Origin of the sequence: Streptomyces sp. NPDC090741, assembly GCF_044769045.1 — a bacterium.
In the GTDB taxonomy this organism is placed as follows: Bacteria; Actinomycetota; Actinomycetes; order Streptomycetales; family Streptomycetaceae; genus Streptomyces.
On record NZ_JBIVXF010000003.1, the window covers coordinates 448,346 to 471,728 of the forward strand.

At 66.5% G+C, this 23,383-nt stretch carries 12 protein-coding genes and 3 pseudogenes; 13 read left to right on the top strand and 2 right to left on the bottom strand.

Annotated features, from left to right (window positions below; translation table 11 throughout):
- Positions 1 to 77 precede the first annotated feature (77 nt).
- A complete protein-coding gene (locus ACIQU4_RS11575; protein WP_403728342.1) occupies positions 78 to 341 on the bottom strand; it encodes a hypothetical protein in 264 nt (87 codons plus the stop codon).
- Between the two features lie 422 nt (positions 342 to 763).
- On the opposite strand from ACIQU4_RS11575, the gene ACIQU4_RS11580 reads away from it, so the two are divergent.
- The 8 genes and pseudogenes from ACIQU4_RS11580 to ACIQU4_RS11615 form a co-directional block, all read left to right on the top strand.
- Positions 764 to 895: a hypothetical protein gene (locus tag ACIQU4_RS11580; RefSeq protein WP_403728343.1), complete on the top strand. Its 132-nt coding sequence runs from the start codon at positions 764 to 766 to the stop codon at positions 893 to 895.
- Positions 896 to 1,066: 171 nt separating this feature from the next.
- Positions 1,067 to 1,189, top strand: coding sequence for a hypothetical protein (locus tag ACIQU4_RS11585; protein WP_403728345.1), 123 nt, complete (start codon positions 1,067 to 1,069; stop codon positions 1,187 to 1,189).
- A gap of 34 nt (positions 1,190 to 1,223) precedes the next feature.
- Positions 1,224 to 1,526, top strand: coding sequence for a hypothetical protein (locus ACIQU4_RS11590; protein ID WP_403728346.1), 303 nt, complete (start codon positions 1,224 to 1,226; stop codon positions 1,524 to 1,526).
- A 203-nt stretch (positions 1,527 to 1,729) separates the two neighbouring features.
- On the top strand, positions 1,730 to 2,953 hold the full coding sequence (locus ACIQU4_RS11595) for a hypothetical protein (RefSeq protein ID WP_403728348.1): 1,224 nt from the start codon (positions 1,730 to 1,732) through the stop codon (positions 2,951 to 2,953).
- A 2-nt stretch (positions 2,954 to 2,955) separates the two neighbouring features.
- Positions 2,956 to 4,950: a caspase family protein gene (locus ACIQU4_RS11600; RefSeq protein ID WP_403728349.1), complete on the top strand. Its 1,995-nt coding sequence runs from the start codon at positions 2,956 to 2,958 to the stop codon at positions 4,948 to 4,950.
- Between the two features lie 57 nt (positions 4,951 to 5,007).
- A complete protein-coding gene (locus ACIQU4_RS11605; protein WP_403728351.1) occupies positions 5,008 to 6,072 on the top strand; it encodes an AAA family ATPase in 1,065 nt (354 codons plus the stop codon).
- Between the two features lie 13 nt (positions 6,073 to 6,085).
- Entirely contained in the window at positions 6,086 to 9,673 is a 3,588-nt protein-coding gene (locus ACIQU4_RS11610) for an SAV_2336 N-terminal domain-related protein (protein WP_403728353.1), read from the top strand.
- Positions 9,674 to 10,638: 965 nt separating this feature from the next.
- Positions 10,639 to 11,290, top strand: a pseudogene (locus ACIQU4_RS11615) (IS701 family transposase); the annotation flags it as partial.
- Between the two features lie 22 nt (positions 11,291 to 11,312).
- Here ACIQU4_RS11615 and ACIQU4_RS11620 read toward each other — a convergent pair.
- A pseudogene (locus ACIQU4_RS11620) lies at positions 11,313 to 12,316 on the bottom strand (IS5 family transposase).
- A gap of 84 nt (positions 12,317 to 12,400) precedes the next feature.
- On the opposite strand from ACIQU4_RS11620, the pseudogene ACIQU4_RS11625 reads away from it, so the two are divergent.
- From ACIQU4_RS11625 to ACIQU4_RS11645, 5 genes and pseudogenes are all read left to right on the top strand, one after another.
- Positions 12,401 to 12,659: pseudogene (locus tag ACIQU4_RS11625) on the top strand (IS701 family transposase); the annotation flags it as partial.
- Between the two features lie 335 nt (positions 12,660 to 12,994).
- Positions 12,995 to 15,097, top strand: a complete 2,103-nt coding sequence (locus ACIQU4_RS11630) for a hypothetical protein (RefSeq protein WP_403728354.1) — start codon at positions 12,995 to 12,997, stop codon at positions 15,095 to 15,097.
- Positions 15,094 to 16,044: a hypothetical protein gene (locus ACIQU4_RS11635; protein WP_403728355.1), complete on the top strand. Its 951-nt coding sequence runs from the start codon at positions 15,094 to 15,096 to the stop codon at positions 16,042 to 16,044. Before ACIQU4_RS11630 ends, ACIQU4_RS11635 begins: the two co-directional genes overlap by 4 nt.
- Entirely contained in the window at positions 16,037 to 21,610 is a 5,574-nt protein-coding gene (locus tag ACIQU4_RS11640; protein ID WP_403728357.1) for a DEAD/DEAH box helicase, read from the top strand. The genes ACIQU4_RS11635 and ACIQU4_RS11640 overlap by 8 nt, the downstream gene beginning before the upstream one ends.
- Before the next feature lie 122 nt (positions 21,611 to 21,732).
- A complete protein-coding gene (locus tag ACIQU4_RS11645) occupies positions 21,733 to 23,181 on the top strand; it encodes a PIN-like domain-containing protein (protein WP_403728359.1) in 1,449 nt (482 codons plus the stop codon).
- Positions 23,182 to 23,383 lie beyond the last annotated feature (202 nt).

A 23,383-nucleotide genomic window follows, 5' to 3' on the forward strand; every position in this document is an offset into this window, starting at 1 on the left:
GCGGTGCAACTGCTGCTGAGACGCGGCATTCGATGCGCACTAAGGTCCAGTGGAACAACCTTGAGTCCCTCTTGATGTCAGATCTCATGCGCTGGTCGTGCTACCAGCCGCGCGCGGGCGGCCTGCTGGTGGGTGACAACCTCGTGTGCTTGTCCGGGGTCGTCGGCGAACCGCCGTCGGGAATCCCGCCTGGCTTTTTCGATCACGGTGTTGGGCCGGGTCTGCACCAGTTCCGGCGTCTGACCGTCCCGCTGGGGAACGGCCTTGCCGTGATCATCTCCCGGGACCGCCGGGAGGCTGCGCGCTCTCATGGCCTGATGTGTTGTCAGGTAGGTCAGCATCTGATCAGCATCAGTCCCTGAGAATTCCGAGGGTGCTGTCCGATGTGACGCCTGGTCGGTGGTGTCGAAACAGTCTGGTTGGCGCAGAAGTACAGGCTGCGAGCCTTCTTGGCAGAGGGGGTCGATGTTCCTTTCTATAGTCGTCTCGACGGGCGTCCATGTAGAGTGCATAGCGCCCTTGACCTGCAGAAAGCTGGCAGGGAGCCGTCTTCTAGGAGTTCAAAATGTTGCGCACCATGATCAAGTCCAACACCGAGCATCTGGGCATTTCCGCAGGTCAGTGTCGTGCTGTTGAGGGACTGGTCAGCAAGGAGTCAGCATCGGTCCCGATCATGTCCTGCCGTTGCTGACCTCGGGTCAGCGTCAACGGATTCGCGTCGGGAGCCCGAGCCGTCTTCCGTGAAGGCGCGTCGTTCCTCGCCATGGACGGCGCGGACCTGTTCTGCGTCCTCGACGATCGCATCCGGCTCGACGAGCTGCTGACCCAAGAGAAGCGGCCCGCAAACGACACCGGCAGCTGCTACTTCCCGGCTCGCCTCATGCTCGACGAGTAGCCCTCCTCGGCCACCGTTGCCGGATGGCCGAGCAGGCCCTGAACAGGGAAGCTTGCTGCACGCCGCCGTCGCGCTCGCCGACGACACCGGGATCGACGCGCTCAGCATGCGCAAACTCGCGCAGGAGCTGGGGGTAGCGCCCACGCCAACATTGAGCAGCTCCTGGGCGGCGTGGTGGACGGCGTCGTCGGCGAGATCGAGTCTCCGGCCCCCGGCGCCGACTGGAAGAGCGCGGTCGGACAGGGGATCCTCTCGGCGCTGCGCGCCCTCCTGGGTCACCCCTGGGCGGGCTAAGGTGATCCAATCGCGGACCAGCCCTGGACCGGTCGTGCTCGCGTACATGGACTCGTTGATCGGGGTGTTCCGGCCCGGCGGCTTCTTCGTCGATCTGACGCATCACCTGATGCACGCCCTGGGTGGCCACATGCTGGGGTTTGCCAAGGAGCTGTTCGACGACACGCCGAGCGCGACCCGGGCGTCAAGGCTGCCGCCCCCCGAGGTCGCGCGTCGATACCCCTACGTGAGTGAGCGGGCCATGGCGGTGTCCCATGAAGGGGAGTCCGTCGTCGGCCGAGGTTGTGACGACGGTTCGAGTTCGAGTTTGCCTGGCACTCCTCCTGGACGGCTTTGAACGACTCCGGTGGCAGGGCTGGACTTCCGGCAGTGATGCCGCCCACCACCCCTGCCGGGCGGGCGGCCCTCGAAGCCGCCTTCGCGGGGGCGGCTTCACACGATGGACTACGCGTATAGGGGGGCGAATGCCTAGCTAACAGTAGATTTCGATAATATCTGACATATCATGCTTCTCGACAGGCTGGAGAAGGGTGGGGTCTGGTGCGGATCCTCTTCGTGCATGGGACCGGCGTGCGACGCGAGCGCTTTGATGCCTTGTTCAAGCAAGTCAGCGAATCGCTGCAGAAGCGCTGGCCCGAAGCCGACATCCCGCCGTGCTACTGGGGTGACATGCACGGCGCCACCCTGGGCGCCGGCGGAAAGTCGATCCCGGGGCACGACCAGACTCGCGGTGCCCCGGGCGGGGCCACTCCATCCGATCAGGAGACTGCTGAGTGGCATCTGTTGCTCGCCGACCCCTTGTGCGAGATGAGAGTGCTGGCGGAGGTGGGCAGCGGTGTCGAGGAGTACGGGACCCCCGGGGTGCGGGCCGCCGGCCGAGCGGTTGCCGACCGGCTCGCCGAGCTCCCCCCGGAGATGCCCGACACGGATGCGCTGGCTGCCTTGTTGCGGGCCACCGGCCTGTCGGAGCACTACTCGGCAGCGCTGTCTGCGGTCGCCGAGTCCGATGAGTTCGCGAAGGCATGCGCGAATGCGGGGGATTCCGACGCGAGCGGAGAGGTGACAACAGCCGCCGCACGCGCCGTAGTGGCCTGCCTCTTGGCCGCCGCCGGAGAGAGTGCCCTCTGTACGGGTTCCGAGCGGGACGCGCTCGTGAACATGCTCACCGAGCGGCTCGGCGGCACCGCCCGTGGCCCGCTGGGCAAAATCGGAGCGGTCCTCGGAACACTCGCCTTGCGGGTGACCACGCAGCCAGCGCTGAACCACTGGCGCGGCCGGATCACCACCGGAGCCACACCTGCGGTCGGCGACATCCTGCGCTACCAGGCCAGGGGCGGGCCCCTGCGGGACTACGTGCGACAGACGATCGCCGCAGAGCCCGGGCCGACCGTGGTCATCGGGCACAGCCTGGGCGGAATCGCCCTGGTCGACGTGCTGGCACTGGCGGCTGCCGAGCAGACACCCTTGCCCGGGCTCAAGCTTCTCGTCACTGTCGGTTCTCAGGCGCCCTTCCTGCACGAGCTGGGGGCGCTCACGAGCCTGGCACCGGGCGATGGTCTGCCGACGGGCTTCCCGACGTGGCTGAACATCTACGACCGGCAGGACCTCCTCGCGTACCAGGCGCAGCCGATCTTCCCGGCCGACGCCCGCGTCACCGACTACGAGGTGAGCAGCCGGCAGCCCTTCCCCGTGTGTCACAGCGCCTACTGGAAGCTGGACCCGGTGTATGACCGGATCGCCGCCGCGGCAGAGGGGTCCGGCTAGGCATGCCTGATGCAGATCTCTCGCCCGTGTCCCCTGACCGGGTGTTCGCGCTGGTGGTGGGCGTCGAAGAGTACGAGGTCAGCCACAAATGGAATCTCCCGGGTGCGGCGCGCGACGCGTTGCGGTTCGCGCAGTGGCTCACCGGGCCGGCGGGTGTCCCGCCAGCGAATGTGCGGCTGTTCCTCTCGCCGCTGGAATCGACTTCGCTCGACTGGGACGCGGCGCCACAGCTGGCCGCGCTCCGGGCTTCCTGCCGGTCTGCCGTTCGGGAGAACGTCGTATCGGCACTCACCAGGGACCTGCCCGCATGCGAAGGGGACTTGCTGTGGATCTTCTGGGCCGGGCACGGATTTCTCGACGCTCGCAACGACATACTGCTGCCGTATGCCGACGCGACCGGAAAGCACACCCAACATCTCAACTTGGAGTCGACCCTCAGATGGTGGAAGTCCGACAAGGTGAGACCCGCACGATTTCGACTGCAGGTGGCACTGGTCGACGCCTGCAGGGTCGAGGCCCCTTCAGGGTTCGGCACCGAGGACTTCGGTCCGGGAGGAATCGTCGCGTGTCGTAACCAGTTCACCCTTTACGCGTCTCGGGAAGGGGAGGAAGCCAAGAACCAGGCGGAGCGCGGCGCCGGCCAGTTCACCGAAGTACTACTGCGCGAACTCGAAAGCAAAACCTTGGACGAGAGCGTGCGAGGGCTTGTCCAAATTGCCAGGTCGATGCAGGAGCGCTTCAGGGAGTTGGAGGAACAGAACCTCGGCTGGCAGATGCCCCAGTTCCTCCGTGACCGCGACTGGGATGGATCGTCGATCCTCGCTGGCGATGACTTCGGTACCTTGCGTGCGCCCCGTATCGATCAGAAAGCCTGGGACCAGCTCGGGCAGTTGTTCCATGCGCATGAGCTGCCCGACCGCGCCTATGACGCGTACCGCTATGCCTTCGAGATGGCCGGTTGCGACGTTCCCAGCCCGCGTCTGCCTGCGGGGAGTCTGACCGAAGTCGTCTGGGATCTCGATGACCGTCAAGGCCAGCGGGCGGACCTCCCGTTGGCCGTGCCGTTCGTGCGACATCTGGCGGAAAGCGCCAGGCAGACCGATGAGGCATGGGCCGCAGAGCTCGACACATGGGTGAGGGGGACCAGCGAGCGCCTCAATGTGGGTGCCTTCCCGCCGCCACCCGCCACCGCCGGTCGTACGGGGCTGCATGTGCGACTGGAGGGTGCGTCCGGAGGTGGCTACCTGATGAGGATGTGGCTTCACAAAGGAGCGTTCACGAACCTCTGGGAGTCGGAGTGTCCGCTGGACCTGGTCGCCGTTCGGCATGAGCTCGCGGTGCAGCTCCTGGCCCTCTCCGGCGGCGACACCATTCCTGGAGGCCCTAGTGCAAGCCGGCCGTTCCGCGGTGTGGATCGAATCGAATTCGACGTACCCCTCGAACTGATCGATACGGAGTTCGAAAGCTGGAAACTGCCGATCGGCCGGATGGGTAAACATCGCGAACTGGGCCGCCTCTACCAAGTCGTCGTGCGCTGCCCCGAGGAGCGCAGGGGCGTGAGCCATGAGGCATGGCTCCAGAAGTGGCGATGGTTCATGACCCACGGCGGACAGCATCCGGACGCCGTGCGCGAGCTCACCGATGCCGACGTCACGGAAGACTTGGGATATGCATTGCAAGGAGACGACCCTCCGGTCTGCGTGCTGGCGGGAGTATCCGATCTGCGGCTCATGGACGCCCTGGATAGCGTGCTGGATGCGGGTGTGCCCATTGCGGTCTGGCGCCGCGGCGGGCCGCCGGTTCCCGGTGGGCCTGGTGGGGGGCTGGCCCATGCACTGATGGAGGATGCTGGGCTCAACATCGGTAGCCTGCCTGAAAAATTGAAGAAGATACGCAACTCCACACCGCTCTCTGAAATGCCGCCGAGTTGGCGGCATCCCCTGGCCCTGCTGTGGGACGATCCGGATCGCAGGCCCAGGCCGCAGTCATTGTCCTGAAATGCGGTCGTGCTCGGCGGTGCGCGGATTCGGCAAACGAACAGAACGGGGAATGCGGTGAAGGACTGGTGGATCTACTACGGCGAAGGTAGCCCTGAGGAGAAACTCGCCCGGCTGGCCGCGATCAAGCCCCCGCCGTGGCGAGAGTTCACCGGAAGCCCCGACCCGGCTTACCAGCGTCCAGGTACCGAAGGCCCCGCCTGGGCGAAGAGCAAGAGCCGTGGTTCGGGCTACGTGCCCGGTGATGCCGAGAAGGACGCAGTCAACACCGCCCTGTACCTGCGGCGGCCGCTTCTGGTTACCGGTAAACCCGGCGTCGGGAAGTCGACGCTGGCCCACAGCATCGCCGCCGACCTGGCACTGGGCCCGGTGCTGCACTGGCCGATCACCAGCCGAACCACACTGCTCGACGGCCTCTACCACTACGACGCTATCAGCAGACTCCAGGACGCCAACCTCTTCCAGAACCTCCGTGCGGGCGGGACACGCGGAGGACGCCAGCGCGGCGGCCGCCCATCCGTGACCCCTGGGCCCTCCATCGCCCCCTATCTGCGACTCGGCCCTCTCGGCACAGCGCTGCTTCCCCAGGTCAGGCCCCGGGTCCTCCTCGTGGACGAGATCGACAAGAGTGACATCGACCTGCCCGGTGACCTGCTCACCATTTTCGAGGAAGGCAGCTTCGAGATCACCGAACTGGCGAGGATCGCAGCCCGGCATCCTCAGGTTCGTCTCGGCACCGAGGACGGCCCGGAGCACGATGTTCTCGTCCAACGCGGCCGGGTCGGCTGCCGGGAATTCCCCGTGGTGGTCCTCACCAGCAATGGAGAACGGGACTTTCCGCCACCGTTCCTGCGTCGCTGCATCCGGCTGCACGTCGAACAGCCGGACAAGGAGAAACTGGAAAAGATCATCCGGCAGCGGCTCGCGTTGACATCCGTTGCGGGCGACGAGTATCAGGACCTCATCGAAGCCTTTCTCGACCGGGGCTCAGCGGGTGACCTCGCTACCGACCAGCTCCTCAACGCGGTTCAGCTCCGGCTGAGCAATGCCTGGTCACATCCCGGCGACCGTGACCAGTTCGTGAAGACCGTCATGCAACGGCTGACCGGACCATCCACCTGATGAGGCGCTCAGCGTGATCGAGGAACTGCTGCGAGCAATCGTCGACTCGGGAGCGGAAGCCGGCACCGACGAACTGGCGGACATCCTGTGGTTGAGCGCGCGCATCACATCCACCCCTCGGCCTCCTGAAATGACGTCAGGAGACACTGCAGTCGGAGACGCACATGAGCCCGAGCCGCGACTATCGCTGGCCGAAGAGCCGTCACAGGAATCCGGATCCAGTCCGCAGAGTGGAACACAACTGTTTACCGCGACCCATGAGGGAGGTTCTGGGGGCCGACGGGGCAGCTTGATCAAAGTCCGCCGTGCGGCGGCGTTGGACGACGCGCCAGCCATGATGAGAGCCCTACGGCCGGTGGGTCGCCGCAGAGGCGGCGGTGACCACACCGAACTGGACGAAGAACTGACCGTCGTCCGCAGCATCGAGCAGCACATGCTGGTCCCGGTGCTGCGGCCGTCGCGAGGCCACTGGCTCGACCTCGCCCTCGTCGTGGACACGCACCGCTCCATGCTGCTCTGGCAGGACTTGGTGAACGAGCTATGCCGAGTCATCTCCCAGACCGGAGTCTTCCGCGACGTCAGGGTGTGGTTCCTGCGCGGCACGGATTCCAACGGCCCACCCGCGGTGGCCCGTACGGTCGATGGGCAGCCCCGCTGCCCCCAGGAAATCTCCGACCCCTCGGGTCGCCGCGTGATCCTCGTGGTGTCCGACACCGTCGGACACGGCTGGGGCACTTCCGCCCTGGAGGACGTCCTGCGGCACTGGTCCAGCCACAACTCGGTCGCGATCCTGAACGTCTTGCCGGAACGGCTTTGGACACGGGGGGCGGTACGGCCCTCACCCCTGCTGGTGCGTGCTCCCACAGCTGCCGCTCCCAACGTCTCCTGGCAACTCGCGCCCATCAGCGGACGCCGGTCCCGCCGTCGTAGCGGACTTCGGCTTGCCCGTATCGCCGTACCCGTAGTGGAGGCATCTCCGGAATCACTCTCTTCCCTGGCGCATCTGGTGGTGGGCAACAGCCGATGGACCCGTATGTCGTGCCTGGGGCTCGACACCGGCGGAGAGCCAGGCACCCTCACCACTCCTGTGACTGGAGCGGACACCTCAAGGAATCACCCCGTCCCGGCTGATGCCAAGCATGTACTGGCACGTTTCAGGGAAGGGGCATCTCCCACGGCCCAGGAGCTGGCAGGGTACCTGTCCGCCGTGCCCCTCACCTTGCCCGTGATGACCCTGGTGCGACGGGCGATGATTCCCCTCTCGAAGAACGCCCATCTGGCGGAAGTAGTGCTCGGAGGCCTGTTCCAGCCGTGGCACACCGGTCCCGGCGCCATCGACTCCTCCCAGTTGGAATTCCATTTCCTGCCCGGCGTCCGTGAAGCCCTCATCGGTTCACAGCTACGCGAGCAGATCACTGCCGTACAGGAAATTGTCCGACGCAGCGTCTGGCGCTACCTCACCCAGCACACAGGGCCGGCGGGCGACTTCCTGGCCACCGAGGTCACGTCGCGCGACATCGGCGAACGCACCGTTGGCCCCGACGCCATTGCGTTTGCCCAAGCCGATGGCACTCCTGGACCGGCCGGGGAGAAGGAGCCGCGCGACTCCTACGCGACGGAGCTGGATGCCGACCGCGTCGTGATGATCGAGGTGTCGACAGTGGAACAGCCAGCCGTAGGGGCCGGTCTCCTGCTGACGGGTCGCCTGGTCCTCACCGCGGCGCATCTCGTGAACGGCTTCGACCCACCCGCCACCATCACCATTGGGAGCGGGGACAGGCGGATCAGCTGCCGCACAGTGTGGCTGGGGCTCGATGACCCGTACACGGCCGCACTCCTGCTAGCGGAGGAGGACATCGTCGATGCCACTGGCTCCGGTTCCTTCTCGGCCCTTCGGTGGGGTGAAACCGTGAGCAGCACCGATCTCCCTGTCCCGTGCAGCATCCTCGGGTTCCCCGGGCGAAGTGATGACCGGATCCGGGTGGCTGGCGGGTTGTATCGGGGTACCTATGGCAGGCGAGAGCGATACATGTTCGTCGGCTTGAGCGCACCTGAGCCGCCACGGGGCGCAGGTATCCGTCACTGGCCCGGTATGTTGGGTTCGCCTGTAACCGCTCAGGGTGTTTTCCTTGGCCTGGTGGTCGGTTCCTCGTCCACGGGGGCCCAGCGGGAGGTGCTTCCCGGCAGCGTGCTTCTCCGGGATCCGAACTTCGTGCAGATCGTCACTCGACACCTCGGCTCGCTGCCCGAACTGGAACCCGTACCCACCGGCTTGCCGGTGCCGGCTGACCGGAGGGTGAGTGACCGGCTGTGCCTGGCTATCGAAGTACGGTCGACGGGGCCGAAGGGGACAAGCCGACACCTTCCCCAAGACGCTGTACTCGATGCGGAACTCCGGGTCCGGCACATGCTCGAAGACATCCTCGGCCCTGCCGGTTCCGACGCCGCGGTGGCCCGGGGGACGGACGGGGGTGGCGCTGATCTCTTGGCAGCCCTCACCCCTTCTGCCACCATCGCCGAAGCCGTGGGGCAGATCGTCCTGGGCCTGTCCGACGGGCTCGCGGTCCTCAACAGCAGCCGAACCGGGCGTGCGAGTATCCACGTGGGGGTGGCCATCACCTCGGGGCACGGTCTGGCAGGGGCCGGTGGCCTGCGCGGGAACACAGTGGACGAAGCTGTTCGGATGCTCACGACGCGCACCGTCCGAGGACGTGTACAGGATGGACTCAGGTCCAAGAGCCGCAGCCGAGAAGTGGTGCTCGTCGTCTCCCGGTCGGTTCTCGACAGCCTCGTCAGCCGGGTCGGGCCGGAGCTGACCGGCGACTTCACGTCGATTGTTGCGGATGATCCGATCCTGTCTCGGACGGGAGCCTCGGTGTACTTGGGGGATCCAAGTGCTCTGGGACACGCGGTGATCGACCCACCGCAGCAAGGGCTCACCCGGCGGACCGATCCCGGACAGCCATCCGGCGTTCTCGACGCCGCCGTCGAAGACGTCATTAAATACCGCCAGCTCGCCCGTGTGGAGCCCGACTCCAATCGTCCTCGACTTGCCGGTGCACTCACGGCACTGGGGGCCGAGGCCCGACGCCTCGGGCGGCAAAAGGCAGCCCTGGCCGCCATTTCCGAAGCCGTGGCCATCTGGGAAGAGTTCGCCGCGGACGCGCCGGGCACCTTTCGCGGCTCTCTTGTCGATACTTTGCGTGAACAGTCCACTGTCTGCCGGGAGCTGGCGGCCTCCGATCCGGCCACCTATCTGCCCCGTTTGGCGCAGAGCCTGAACGACCTTGGTAAGGGTCTGGGGGAGCTGGGCCGGTACGAAGAGGGGCAGGCTGCGATCGCCGAGGCCGTGGAGATCAACCGGGAGCTGTCGACCTCCGATCCGGCCACCTATCTGCCCCGCTTCGCGGGGAGCCTGTATGACCTCGCGCTCCTGCTTGTTGAGTTGAGACGGGGCGAAGAGGCCTTGGCTGCAGTCAAGTTGAGCGTACACACGTACCGGCAGCTGGCCCTCACCCGTCCCGGTTTTCAAGACCTGCTCGATGAGACTCTTGAGGTCCTGTCCGGGCTGCAAGGCGACGAAGACGGCACAGCAGGCTGATGGGGCCATCGAATGCAGTCCGCATGGCTGTGCCCTCACCGCCGACGGGGGTTCGGCGGCGAGGGCTCGGGGAGCGGGTGGATTCGGCACACGGTTCACCTCGGCGGCTGGCAGCTTCTTTGACCCCCTGCGACCGGGGCGGACGTACACACACTCGTCAACGTCATCCACAACTAAAACGACCAACAGATCGGTGCCATCCTGAGCCATCGTGCCGAAGCCGGTCGCGAGGACTCCGCTTTCCTCGTCGCCGAACGGCTCATCGACGACACGGACCCCCGGACCATCACCGCCATGGATCTGCCCATGTTCCTGTTCCTCGACGGAAGGGAGCGGACCTTGGCCCAGGTCCGCGAGATCGCAGATACGGCCGGCCTGGCACTAGTGTCGACACTTAGGACTCCAGCGGGACTGAACCTGATCAGATTCAGCAAGGGGCGAGCCTGAGCATCCCTCCTGGCGGCCTATTCCAGAGCCACTGAACCCCATATGGAAGGGAAGCGCTCCTTTCTAGGCGCGAGATAATCGCATGACCACCTCCCGCGCTGCGAGGGCCGGCCGATGCCTCTGGCTTCCGCCCCGAGCGCGTCTCGGTCGTCGTGGCGGCAGGCAGTCAGGGGACGCTGGAGGGCTGCTGCATTGTGCTGACGGTGTGTCGGAGAAGCCAGCCATCGGTCAGCATGAGACCTGAAAGACCCGGGGAAAGCTGGCCGAACATGGGAATGGTTGTAGTCTGCGGAGACCGCCCTTGACCTGCGGGAAGCAGGCAGGGAGCAGACATATCGGGAGTATTCGCATGCTTCGTACCATGTTCAATTCCAACCCCTGACATCTGGACATCTGTGCAGGCCAGAGCAGTGATGGGCGGGCCGAGGTCAGCAAACACTCAGCATGAGATCGGAACCGTTCCGCCGACGCCGACCCTCTGGGCGTGACAGTGGGGGCCGGTCCAACGGCCGCCCAGCCGAATTCTGAACCGGATCGACTGGGACGCGGACGAAGTCCTGGACGACGTGCGCGACTACATCGTCGAGCATCTCGTCGATCCGATGTGGTGCTGATCGTGGACGATACGGGGTTCCTGAAGAAGGGTGTCCGTCGGCCGGGTTTCAGCGCCAGTACTCCGGAACCGCTGGGCGACGGAAAAGTCTGAGATCGGGGTGTTCCTCGCCTATGTCTGCGGCCGGGACCGCACCCTGATCGACCGCCGCCTCTGTCTGCCCACCTCATGGGCGGAAGAGCGCAACCGGTGCCAGGCCGTCGGCATCGACAACTCGGTCGGCTTCGAGACGAAGGTGGTGACGGCAAGGCCATGGTCCGCCGGGCGATCGCCGAGAAGTTCCCGTTCCGGTGTGTGACCGAGGACGCCGCCTACGGCTTCCCCAAGGGCTGGCGCACGGAGCTGGAGCGGGCGGATGTCTTCCACGTCATGGCCACCACTCGCCACGACGCCGTCGTCTTCCGCTGGGCCATGGACCATCCCGTTCGCGACCTGCCTCCGGGCGGCCGCGGCAGAAGTGGAAACGCCGTTCCTGCGGTGACGGGACCCATGGTCCGAGGGTCTACGAGTGGGCGTGGGTGGAGGTCCGGCCCTGGCACCGCGAGGACCGCCGGCACTAGGGCGCGTATTTGGTCGTGATCAAGGAGTGGCCCGGGTGAGGTCCTTGATCCAGATCATCGAGGCTCGAAGGTGGAGTCCGGCGAGGTAACTCTCAGGCGTTTTGTCGCAGCGGGTGGCGATGCCCCGCCAGGCCTTCAGCTTGTTGATCAGACGCTCGACGGTGTTCCGCTCCTTGTAGAGACCGGCGTCGTGACTGACGGGCCGGCCGCCCCCGCTGCCCCTCTTCTTCCGGTTGGCGGCCTGATCCCTCTTCTCCGGGATGACTGCCTTGATCTTGCGTTTGCGCAGGTAGGCGCGGTTGACGCGGGCCGAGTAGGCCTTGTCCCCGGCGACCGCACCGGGCCGAGTGCGGGGACGGCCAACGGGCCCGCGGACCCGTACCTTCTTGAGTACGGGGATGAACTGCGGGCTGTCCGCGGCCTGCCCTGCGGTCAGGACGATCGCGAGGGGGCGGCATCTGCGGTCGGCAGCGAGGTGGACCTTGCTGGTCTGCCCACCCCGCGAACGTCCGAGCAGAGCGACCTTCAACCGCAGTTTGTGCCGGCGCCGGATGCGCCGTCGCTCTTCGCGCTCCGGGTCACTTCTGTCGTCCTGCCCGTCTTGTCCTTCCGCGCCGCCCCCTTTTGCCGGGCCTTCTCCTCCTCGGCGGCGGCCTTCTCCAGGGCGGTGACGACCTCGGGATCGAGGTGCATCCCGGCGGCGTCGTGGTGGGCCCGCACGGTGGTGGAGTCCACGCTGACCAGGGACAAGCCCACCCCACCCCGTTTGGCGGCTTCCGCGATCAGGCCCTCCAGCAGGCTTTCGAAGACGCCGACGTCCCGCCACTGCCGGAAGCGGTTGTGGACGGTCGGCCAGGCACCGAACTCGGTCGGCATCTCCCGCCACTGCCCGCCCGTCCGAAATCGCCAGATCACCCCCTCGAACTGCTGCCGCAGCCGCTCCGGGTACGGCCCGTACTCGCCGATCGGCAGGTACGGACCGATGAACTCCCACTCCGCATCCGTCAGTTGCATCCGCGTCATGCAAGACGATCTACCGGATCAGAGTCAGCCGCGAGGGCAAATCCCGCAAATTGATCACGACCAAATACGCGCCCTAGGTGATCGCCCGCCGCAGCATCCGACGGCATCGCCTACTGCCCGGCCGAAACCATTCTCTTCGGGCTCATCCGCGTCGCGGGAAGCTGGTGGGTGGTCGAGGAATGCTTCCAGACCGTGACACGAAGGCTGGCACTGCCACATGACCCTCGCCATGGCCGCTCACGCCTGCCTCCCCATCCTGCGAGCCCGCGAACTCGACCCGGGGAAAGCAGAAACCCATCCGCCCAGCTCACGCCCCTCACCCTGCCCGGAGTCCGACGTCTGATCAGTCGGCCTACCCGGCCACGCGCGAGCATCTCGGAATGGCGTTGAGGAGGCTGCTGGAGGTCTCCCTGACGCACCGTCGGCTGCACCAAGCGAAAGTTCGTGGTCCTTTCCTTCCCGCAGGTCCGCAATGTGGGAACCACGCAGATTGCCTGTCACACAAGCGCCTTCGGCAGTAGTGTGCTTGAAGCTATAGCTGAGCACGGTGGATGAGGTGCGTCGCTGGGCGTCGGCCCCTTTCCGGATTGGTGCGGGCGGCAGTTGAGGGTGCCGCCGAGTTCGCAAACGCAGCCGCAGATTGGATGCGGCCGCGCGTGGGGGATCTGGAAAGGCTAGATGGGGACTGGATACAAGCAGTGGCATGAGGCGCTCTCCGCAGAGTTCTTTGGTGCGGGTCATGCGCTGCAGAGCACCGTGCTGTACATCGACGACGAGGCCGAACGGGAACTGGCCGAGAGCTGTGGCATTGACACGGGGCTCGCCCAAGCCGTCGCTGATGAGCTGAACTGGACTGACCCGGAGAGGCCCCTGCTCAGCCGCATTCAGCGGAGGTGCGAGATCTGGGCGAGGGGCGGGACCATGGGCCCCCCGCCTAGCCTGCCGGTGTTGGCTCTGTCTGTGCTGGCAGCTACCCGGATGGCTTCGTCCGACGGCATGTTGAAGACCAACTTCTACGGACGGTGGATCCAGCTGTTCGGCGAGCAGCGCTCCACCTTCCGGGCGAACAAGCTCGAGCACGCGTTCCAGGACGTCGCGGTGATGTGGGAGGAGCTCGACAACTGGCTGGAAGAGACTGGAGGTCTGTACGGTGCCAGCACGGTCAGCACCGACGAGTTCTACTGGAAGATCGGGTTTCCCATTTCGCAGGCGCTGGTCCGGGGTTCCGATCGGCACGCCCTCACGCGGTTCTTCGCCGCCACCCGTTTGCGGCCGCACAACCTCGACGATCTCTCCAGCCGCGAGCTGCTGCGGCGGCTGCGCTTGTGGACGGCAGGTCGGGACCGGCGACTCTCGCCACGACTCATGGAGGAGTTGGCAGGTGCCGTCGGCGTGGAAGACACACTGATCGCTGATCTGATTAAGCGTCTCGCTCACGACTGGGACGGCACCCTGCACGAGCCGGAGCGCGAGCGCCGTCGGCGGGGGGTCGGGCTCCGCCTCATGGTTTCGGACCGCGGCAGGCGGTTGGAATGGCTCGCCGAGGTGTGCGAAGGCATCAGCGAGACCCGCGTCACTGTGGCGGGTGGCCGTATGTTCCTGCTGCGCAAGGACTACGGTGAAGTCTACGAAGGGCTGGAATCTCTGCGGCCATCGTGTCAGCAGCTCGACCACGGCCTGCGCCTGGAGGGCGAGCACCTGGTCCTCGAGTGGGGGCCGCAGGAAGTGGTGCTGCTGCGGATGCACCCCCACCTGGGGGAGTGGGTGAGTACGGAGTACTTCGAGCCCGGCGAGGAGCACTGGATCCTGGCCGCTGATCCCACCGTCGGCGCAGTGCGCTCCATGGTCAGTGCCCTCGTCGGCCGCACCGTCCGCGAAGCACCCGCCCCCGTACCGGGGTGGAAGTTGTTCAAAGGTGTGCGTGCCCTCAACGGGCTTGCATTTGCCCGCACCCTCGATGCGGGCGGAGAACACGCACACGTACTCGAACCACAGGTCCGGCAGCATGCCGTGCTGTCCGGTGGACTGCGCATCGCTCCCGAATTCCGGATTGGCGGAGCAGTAGCAGGCCATTTCCTGCGCGGCGGCGCCCCCGACCTCCTGCTGCCAGCCAGCGCTTCCCCGGACGGCCGTGTGGAGATCGTCCTTGACGGTCACCGTGAGAGGCTCCGCGCCGACCCCCGGGTGCCCTTCCCGCTATGCGTCATTCCGCTGGATGAGGGCGAGCACCGCGTAGGTACGGATCACAGCAGCCAGGTCTTCACCTTGCACGACGGGCTGCACGAAGGGCTGCCCCCCGGCAGCGGCACCCTCGGATATGCCTGCCAAGGCACCACGCAACCTGAACTGAGCAACGCAGAGAATCTGGAGGCAGCCATCCGCGGGGCTGAGGTGCCCGGCGGCATCCGCCTCCCGAGGAGCGTGCTGGTGCGTTCGCAGGTTCTGGAAGCGGTGCTCATCGACCCCGAGGGGGGCGTACGCCAGGTCAGGCAGCAGACAGTTCCGGCGTGGATGGCCTCGCGCCTGCCCCAGGATGCCTGCGGACCCGGTCTTGAGGTCGACGTGCCGGACGGCTATGTCTGGCTGGTGTACCGGACGCCGGCCCGGTGGTCGGTCAGGACACTGGCGGTAGCGTCGGACATACCTGCTCCCACGCCGGAAGCGGATGACTTCGCCTGGGCGTATGCCGTCCTCAGAGCGGCCGGGCGGTGCCGGACTGCCGCATGGCTCGAGTACGTAGCGGCGGCAGAGGCGATTGCCGGGAGGCGGAAAGCGCGATGACCGATACGGGAAGCTTGCTGCTGCGCTGGGTGAGCGAGCAGGGAGCCGGTTCGCTGTCCAACATCAAGCAGGGGATGTGGTGGCTGGCGGCCAAGCATGGCCCGGACATCGAACCCGGCGCTGCGGGCCGATGGCTGCGAGACGCCGTCTCCCTGGCCTACATGGACATCGACTGGCGTAACCGGCGCTGGTGCGCGGCCCCGCCCGTCCTGACCCGCCTGCCGCAGGCCAGGGGACTGGCGGTTCTTACCGGGAGCCGGACGGCTGCGTTCGACGCGCGTCTGGCACGAGCGGTACAGGGCGGCTTGCTGGAACTGCTGCAGGTGCCCAGTGACCGCCCGCCAAGGGACATCCCCCTGCCTCCTTCGCTGATCATCCAGTTCGACGACGAAGAGGGGCTCGCCAGCTGGGCGGCGGAGCTCGGTGCGGCGTACATGCCGTGCTTCGCATTGCAAGGAGCTGGGCTCCTCCCGCCATTGAGGCCCGGAGCGCTGACCTCCGCACCGGAGTTTGGGAAGCCGCTGGAACAGTACGACCTCGACAGGCGCGAATACCGGCCCGTCCCGCGGCCCCAGGGCGAGGGCCTGTACCGGCTCAAGCGGCGGGACAGCAAGCGCGTATGCCAGGTCCTGCACGCCGGCGAGTGGCACGAGACCAGCCACGAGCAGGGGGTGTACCTGGTGTTGGAGTCCCGGAGCCGTGCGGCGGACGTACTGCGCTGGCTGCCCGAGAAGGACTGCGGGCGCGAAGGGTTCGGGACACTGTACGTCGACTACGGATACCCCCTGCCTGACCTGCAGCGGCGGGTGGCCGTGATGTGCTGTGGCCTCGCTCCCCGCATCAACACGCAGGCGGAGAACCTTGCCCACGACAACGTGCCGTACGCCGTAGCCGCGAAGATCGCAGAATCACTCGGACAGCACCTGGGGGAGAAGGCAGATGACTGACACCGGTGCGCAGCAGCTCGGTATCACCAGCCAGGACGTAGACATCCTTGCCTCGTTCGACCATCTGAAGGATGCGCTCTTCCGCTACTACAACACGCCGTTCGGGCTGGCTGACGAGTACCTCGAACGAGAGCGGCAGGACCTGTTCGATACGGACGGCGGAGCGTGGCGGCGCCCCTTGCTGGAAGTCCGCCCGCGGTACGTCCAGATGGAGGCGGGTATCGAGGGGGCCCTGAAGGCGGCAGGGGCCCACCCCCACCTGGCGGAACTGGTGCAACTCGGACTGCTGCAGGGCATCCCTTCCCTGTACGAGCACCAGCACCGGGCCCTGGCTGCTGCCGTCCGGGACGGGCGCGACGTTGTTGTCACGGCCGGCACGGGCTCCGGCAAGACGGAGTCGTTCATGCTGCCCATCCTGGCCGACCTCGTCCGGGAGTCCGTGTCCTGGCGTGCCGCCCCGTTGCCGTCCAACCGCTGGTGGGCCTCTCCCGACGGCGGATACCAGCCCCAGCGGGCAGGTGAAACCGGGCGCCACGCGGCCGTACGCGCTCTGGTCCTGTACCCCATGAACGCGCTCGTCGACGACCAGATGATGCGCCTACGCAAGGCGCTCGACAGCGACGGCGTCAGGGAGTGGCTCACCCGGTCGCGTCCCGGCCACCGCTTCTACTTCGGCCGCTACACGGGTGCCACTCCCGTCCCAGGCGAGGTCGGTTCGGACAACGGTGTGCAGACGCTCAGGAGGGAGTTCACGGCCACCGAGGAGCGCTCCCGACAGGCGCAGAAGGCTGGTGGAGAGGGCCGCTACTTCATCCCCCGGCTGGATGGGGGAGAGATGCGCTGCCGCTGGGACATGATCCAGGCCCCGCCCGACATCATGATCACGAACTACAGCATGCTCAACGTCATGCTGATGCGCTCGCGCGAGTCAGCCATCTTCGACAAGACGCGCCGCTGGCTGGAGGAAGTGCCCGAGGCCCGCTTCACGCTGGTCGTCGACGAGCTCCACATGTACCGCGGAACGGCCGGTACCGAGATCGCCTACCTCCTGCGCAATCTGCGCCACCGCCTCGGCCTGGACCGTCACCCCGAGAAGTTCCGCATCCTCGCCGCGTCGGCCTCCCTCGACGCACCCCGCGACCTGGATTTCCTGCAGGAATTCTTCGGCGTAGACCGTGACCGCTTCGAGGTGCTCGGCGGCCAGCTCGTGCTGCCTGCACACACCCGTACCGACATATCAGAGCATGCCGACGCCTACGCCGCCCTGGGCCCGGACACCGAACCTGTGCAGGCCGACCGGCTCCTTACTGCCACAGGAGCCAGCGACGCGTTCGTCAACGCACTGCGCGACGGTGACCGGCTCATTGCCGATTTTGACACCGCCGTCGCCTCGCGGCTCTTCCCTGCCACCGCCGCAGAGGTTCAGGACAAGGCGCTGCGCGGGGTCCTCACCGCTCTGCGCCGCTCTGCGAACTCCCGTACTCCCAAGCTGCGTGGACACTTGTTCTTCCGTAACATCCCCGGAGTCTGGGCCTGCTCAGACCCACAGTGCCCCGATGCTGGGCGCCCGGAGGGCATGGACAGGACCGTCGGCAAGCTCTACTCCCGCCCCACGCCGCGCTGCAGCTGCGACGCACGCGTCCTGGAACTCCTCTACTGCCAGAGCTGCGGAGACGTACTCCTCGGTGGTTACGCACCGGGTACGGCTTTCCGCAACGCTGCAGGGCGCCCGTTCGACGCTGGCCTGATGGCGGATCTGCCCGACCTGGATTCCCTGCCCGACGCAGCCGCCACCGGACCTGACGCATCCAACTACGTCGTCTACTGGCCGCGCAAGGACGACCCGGCGGTGGAGAAGCTGGAGTGGCCCTCCACCTCCGACAAGGGCGCCATGAGCGCCAGCTTCGCGTTCAAGCGCAGTGCCTACGACCCCCGTACGGGCAGTCTGCGCAACCAGCGTGACCACACCGGATGGTCTTTCCACACAAGCGTTCCGAAGTCCAAAAGCGGTCAGTCCCGGTTGAAGCCGGAGGACCTGCCAGCCGCTCCCACCCAGTGCCCGAACTGCGGGGACGACTGGGAGCTCAAGCAGGTCGGAAGTGAATGGCTCAGTCTGAGCGACCCGCGTCGCATGCGTACTCCGGTCAGGTCCATGCGCACCGGTTTCGAAAAGGTGAACCAGGTACTGACCACGGGGATCCTCTCGCTCATGCCGAACCGGCAGGCAGTGGTGTTCTCCGACAGTCGGCAGGACGCGGCGAAGCTGTCCGCGGGCTTGGGGCTGCGCCACTATCAGGACCTTCTGCGCCTGTTGCTCGCGAAGGAGGTCGAGGGGCAGGGCGATCCGGTCGCCGATCTCGCAGTCGTGTCGGCCTTCTACCGCAAGTCCCCCTATAGCCTGGTGGACAAGAAAGCCGCCAAGGCTGCACGCGACCGGCTCCACGCACGCGCACCTGAGGCCTACGACGCCTGGGCACATTTCCAGAAGGCATCCGAAGGGCTGGACGACCTTGACGACGACCTGCCCGACCCGGGACAGGAGGCCGTGCTCTACAACCGGCTCAGCCGCGTGCCGAGCCTCGACAGCCACGGCACCGCGGTCGCCGAGCGCCTGGTCCAGCTAGGCATCAACCCAGGCGGCCCGAAGGCCTCCCTGCAGCAGACGGCGTACGTGAAGGGCGGCCAGCCGCAACCCTGGACCTCTCTCTACCAATGGCCCGAGACCGAGGGCGGCAAGGTCCGCGACGCGTCCAGCCTGATCCTGACGGAGCTGCAGGAGCAGCTCCGTCAGGACATCCGTGAAGCCCGCACCAGCGAGCTGCTCAGTGGCCTGTTCGGCAGTGCTGGACGCGACTTCGAGTCCCTCGGCCTGGGGTGGCTCACCCTTGCCGACGACCAGGCACCGCTCGAAGCCGACCGGGCCTCCGATGCCGCGCTCGCCCGGGCCAGCCTGCGGGTGCTCGGCCACATGCGCCGCTTCGCAGGACTGCGTAGCCCGGCTGACGAGCCACCCAGGAAACTCCGGGAGTTCTGGACCAGCGCAGCCGACCACCTGGGGCACGACAAGGACGATCTCCGCAGGACCGTCGAGCGGTTCTGGGGGGATGCGGTCAGGCAGTACGTCATCCAGCCCGGGCACGTCGCCTTGCGCCGGGGACGTGCGGTGTCCTGGACGTGCTCCGTCTGCCGACGCCGGCACCTCCATCCAGGTGTCGGCGTCTGTACGAAGTGCCGACGGCCCCTCGCGGCTGCGTCCGAACCGTTCGATGGCACGGACGCCGACTACTACGCGTGGATGGCGCGCAGGCAGTTCGGCAACTTCCGCCTCAACGCCGCGGAACTCACCGGCCAGACTGACCGCCTGGACGCCCAGGCCCGCCAGGCGCGCTTCCAGGGCATATTCCTCGACGGCAAGGAGCGCGAGCTGCCCGACACCCTCGACGTCCTCTCCGTCACCACCACGATGGAGGCAGGCGTCGACATTGGTCCGCTGTCCGCTGTCCTGATGGCGAACATGCCGCCGACCAGGTTCAATTACCAGCAGAGGGTCGGCCGGGCGGGCAGGCGCACGTCGCCGGTCGCGCTCGCGCTCACCGTGTGCCGCGGACGCAGCCACGACGAGTACTACTTCCAAGACCCCAAGCGCATCACCAACGACCCGACCCCGCCGCCGTACCTGTCCACTGACATGAAGGACATCTACCAGCGTGTTCTGGCCGCGGAAGTGCTGCGCAGGGCAATTGGTGCAGCGCAGGGCGCGGCGGGGGAGGCCGCACGACCCGACCCGACCCGCAACGTCCACGGTCAGTTCGGCCGCACCGCGGACTGGCCGGCGCTGAGTGAAGCGGTGCGTCTGTGGATCAAGTCGCACGAGTCTGACGTTCTCGCCCTCGCTGAAGCTCTCGCCGACCGGACCCGCAGTACTTGGCCGCCGGTTCGGGCAGCGGCATGGGTCATCGAGGAGCTCGTCGACCGCGTCACCGAGACCGCGGACGAGCCCCGCGGCCACCATGAGCTCAGCCAGAGGCTGGCGGAGTCCGGACTACTGCCGATGTTCGGATTCCCCACCTCGGCCCGGTACCTGTACACCAAGCGTCCCTCGGGTTCTTACCCCTGGCCGCCAAGCGGGGTAGTCGACCGGTCTTTGGACATCGCCATCGCGCAGTTCGCGCCGGGCGCCGAGACGGTCAAGGACGGACAAGTCCACACAGCGGCCGGAGTGGTTGCGTTCGAACCGGCCGGCCGAGTCGCCCGGACCGTCAGCGAGCCATTCGGAGAGCCAGTCCTCATCGGCATCTGCCGGGCCTGCGGCCACCTGGCCGAGAACGTGCACGCGGCACCTGTGCAGGAGGACACGCCGCAGCCCTGCCGTGCCTGCGGAACCACCGACGGGTCCTACCGGGAGATCGAGCTGCGCGAGCCGGCCGGCTTCTACTCGGCCGGGAAGGCCCGGGACTTCGACGGCAACTTCGCCTGGAGGGCCAGGTCGCTCGCCCCCCGTACCGCTGCTGATCTCGACCACGGCGCACCTCTGAGGATCGCTACCCCGGGCATGGTCGTTCACTCCGGCAAGGGAGAGCGGTACGCGGTCAACGACAACGGCGGCAGGCTCTTCCACTTCTCGAAAGTGCGCCCGACCGCGCCCTGGTCAGGTGCCTACCTGGAAGCCCATGCGGCAGAGCTGTTTCCGTGGTTGGCACGGGACACGGTCGGCGTGGAGCCGCTTGTCACCGCCATCGGCGCCACCCAGCACACGGACCTGTTCCTCCTGGGGCCGAAGGCAGGTGAGATCCCGAGCCTCGGGCTGCGCCTCAACCTCACCGTTGTCCCGCAGAGCACTGGGTTCCCGGACGACCGCTCGGGCAGGCGATCAGCTTGGTACTCGCTGGCAGCCCTGCTGCGAACAGCTGCCGGGTCGCTCCTGCAGGTGCAGCCCAACGAGATCGCATCCGGCATCCACGGTGCTGGCCCGGGCAACAGTAAGGCGCGTACATTCGCCTTTCTCTCGGACACGTTGGACAACGGTGCTGGCTACTGCACGCATCTCGCCGAACCGGACGTCTTTGAGAAGCTCATGGCAACTGCAGGGCAGATGCTGAAGGACTTCGCTGGCGGAGCGCACGGGCGCGAGTGCCGTGGCTCGTGCTACCAGTGCCTGCGCGACTATACGAACATGGCGTACCACAGTTTGCTGGACTGGCGGCTGGCCGGCGAGCTCCTGGCCATTCTCCAAGGTGCAGGTGCCGCGAGCAGCCGACGGGGTCGCCATGCCGCAGGGCTGCTGCGGAACTGGGCGTCTGACCTGCCGCCCGGCGATGCGGAGTTCGTGGATGACCTGGGTGGCACCGGGCCTGCGGTCCTGTTCGAGGAGCGGGTCTGGGTCGCCGCCAAGAGCCCGTTCGAGGCCGCCGATACCGTGCTCCAGTCTCCCCGCATCAGCACCGTGCGCGACGCCGCCGTGGCCGACGGCCGAGGTGTCCACGAGGTGGTCTTCGTCGACGACTTCCTTCTCGACAGGGCCCCGGCCCGGGTGACGGTCATGCTTGCTGAATTCGACGGTCTGTAGAAACCTGCCCCTTGCGGCTCCGGGAGCCGCAAGGGGCATTGCACGAGTAGGAGGAGATGCCGCAGGCGCCTGCACCGCCGCCGGCTTCCAGCCGCTTGTGTGTCAAGACGATCACTGAAGGGATGGCCGTGGCCGAGCCGGAGGAGAACATGGGCGACCCGGTACTGCTGCGGCGGTTCGCGGCCTGGCTACAGCCCGGGCCGTCGTCCGAGGATGCGGAGCGCGGCGCCTTCTTCAACGACGGCATCATCGTCCTCGACACGAACGTCCTGCTCAGCCTGTACGAGTACACAGAGACCTCTAGACAGGAGGTTCTGTCGGCTCTCGAGCAGGCGGCGGGGCGCCTGTGGATGCCCTATCAAGTGGGCCTGGAATTCGTGCGCGGTCGCCGCAGCACGCTGGAGTCGCGCAAGAGGGCACTGGCGGATGCAGCTTCGGACGTGAACAAGAAGCTCATGGCGGCCCGTAAAGCGATCGTCGAGGCGAAGACCCTCGTGTGCGCACAGCTCGACAAGTACGCGAGGGCCGACGAGGAGATAGACCAGCTCCAGGCGCTGGCGGCGGATGCCAGTGTCGATTCGCACCTGGATCTCTACCGGCGCGAGTTCAAGCGCCACCTGGACATGCTCAAGGCGGATCACAGCCTGGCTTTGAACACAGCCGATGCGTCCGACCCCATTCTTGCCCGCATCGCAGAGCTCTATGGGGAAGGCGTCGGCGAGCAGCCAGAGGGCCAAGTCCTGCGCGGACGAATTGAGGAGGCGACCGCCTTCCGATTCCCGAACAAAATCCCTCCCGGCTTTGCCGACTCCGGCAAGGACACGCCACTGAAATCGGCTGGCGACTTCCTGCTCTGGGAAGAACTCATCGACCACGTTCGCAAGATGCCTGAGGGAAGCCGCCACGTCCTGTTCGTATCGAACGATACGAAAGAGGACTGGTACGAATCCGAATCCGGCTCGCGCAGCACCCGTCCGTGGCCGAGCCTCGTTGATGAACTGAAGCGCAGGGCCGGTGCGGACTTGAGAATCGAAACGCAGCTCAGCTTCTACGGCGGGATCAAGGAGTTCCTGGATGCTCAACTCGCCGAGGACACCTACGCAGAGATCGAAAGAGTGTCGGAGGCTTTCGAGCTGAGGATCCCGCAGGACCGGCCGGTTACCGAGGAGACAGCCTCTTTCGTCGCTCCACCGGAAGGACTTGCGCTCGCGGCCCTGGAATCCGTCGGAATCGCCTCCACGCTCCTGCGTGCGGCCGTGGAGTCGCCCTCGCCGTCGCAGTGGCTGTTTCAGTGGTGGCTGATCGGCGTTACGGCGCAACTCGGGCGGCGCACTGCAGAGGAGTTCGAGCCGCCTGTGGTCATCACCGCGGCATTCAGGGGCAATGAGCCGCCGTCGTCAAGCTGGAGGCCTGGTACGGACCTGTCGCCAGGCGAATGGCTGCACCGTGACTCCTCGTGGATTGCGCCGTGGTTCCTGGAGCTGCTGGATGCCGTGCCAAATAGGGATACGGCGGTCCTGCGCGGTCTCGCAGCGCAGCAAGCGGAGCAGGAGCGCCGCTCTCCCCGCTGACGTATGCGCATTCTGCCGGTATGGCGAATTGCGGGACTCGACAGGGTTGGCTGTCCGGGATTCTTCGATGTAATGTGAGAAGGTATCCTGATGGGGTTCTCTGTCCCGAACGCCACGGTTGTGATGGGAGTCTGCGCTTGCGTGCTCTGGATCTTCAAGCGCGCGCGGAAGAGCGGGTGGAGTGTCTTCGGCATCGGACACT

Excerpts from the sequence above, each read along its gene's own strand:
- ACIQU4_RS11575 (WP_403728342.1), bottom strand. The coding sequence starts at position 341 with ATGCTGACCTACCTGACAACACATCAGGCCATGAGAGCGCGCAGCCTC.
- ACIQU4_RS11580 (WP_403728343.1), top strand. The coding sequence starts at position 764 with ATGGACGGCGCGGACCTGTTCTGCGTCCTCGACGATCGCATCCGGCTC.
- ACIQU4_RS11600 (WP_403728349.1), top strand. The coding sequence starts at position 2,956 with ATGCCTGATGCAGATCTCTCGCCCGTGTCCCCTGACCGGGTGTTCGCG.
- ACIQU4_RS11630 (WP_403728354.1), top strand. The coding sequence starts at position 12,995 with ATGGGGACTGGATACAAGCAGTGGCATGAGGCGCTCTCCGCAGAGTTC.
- ACIQU4_RS11635 (WP_403728355.1), top strand. The coding sequence starts at position 15,094 with ATGACCGATACGGGAAGCTTGCTGCTGCGCTGGGTGAGCGAGCAGGGA.
- ACIQU4_RS11640 (WP_403728357.1), top strand. The coding sequence starts at position 16,037 with ATGACTGACACCGGTGCGCAGCAGCTCGGTATCACCAGCCAGGACGTA.
- ACIQU4_RS11645 (WP_403728359.1), top strand. The coding sequence starts at position 21,733 with ATGGCCGTGGCCGAGCCGGAGGAGAACATGGGCGACCCGGTACTGCTG.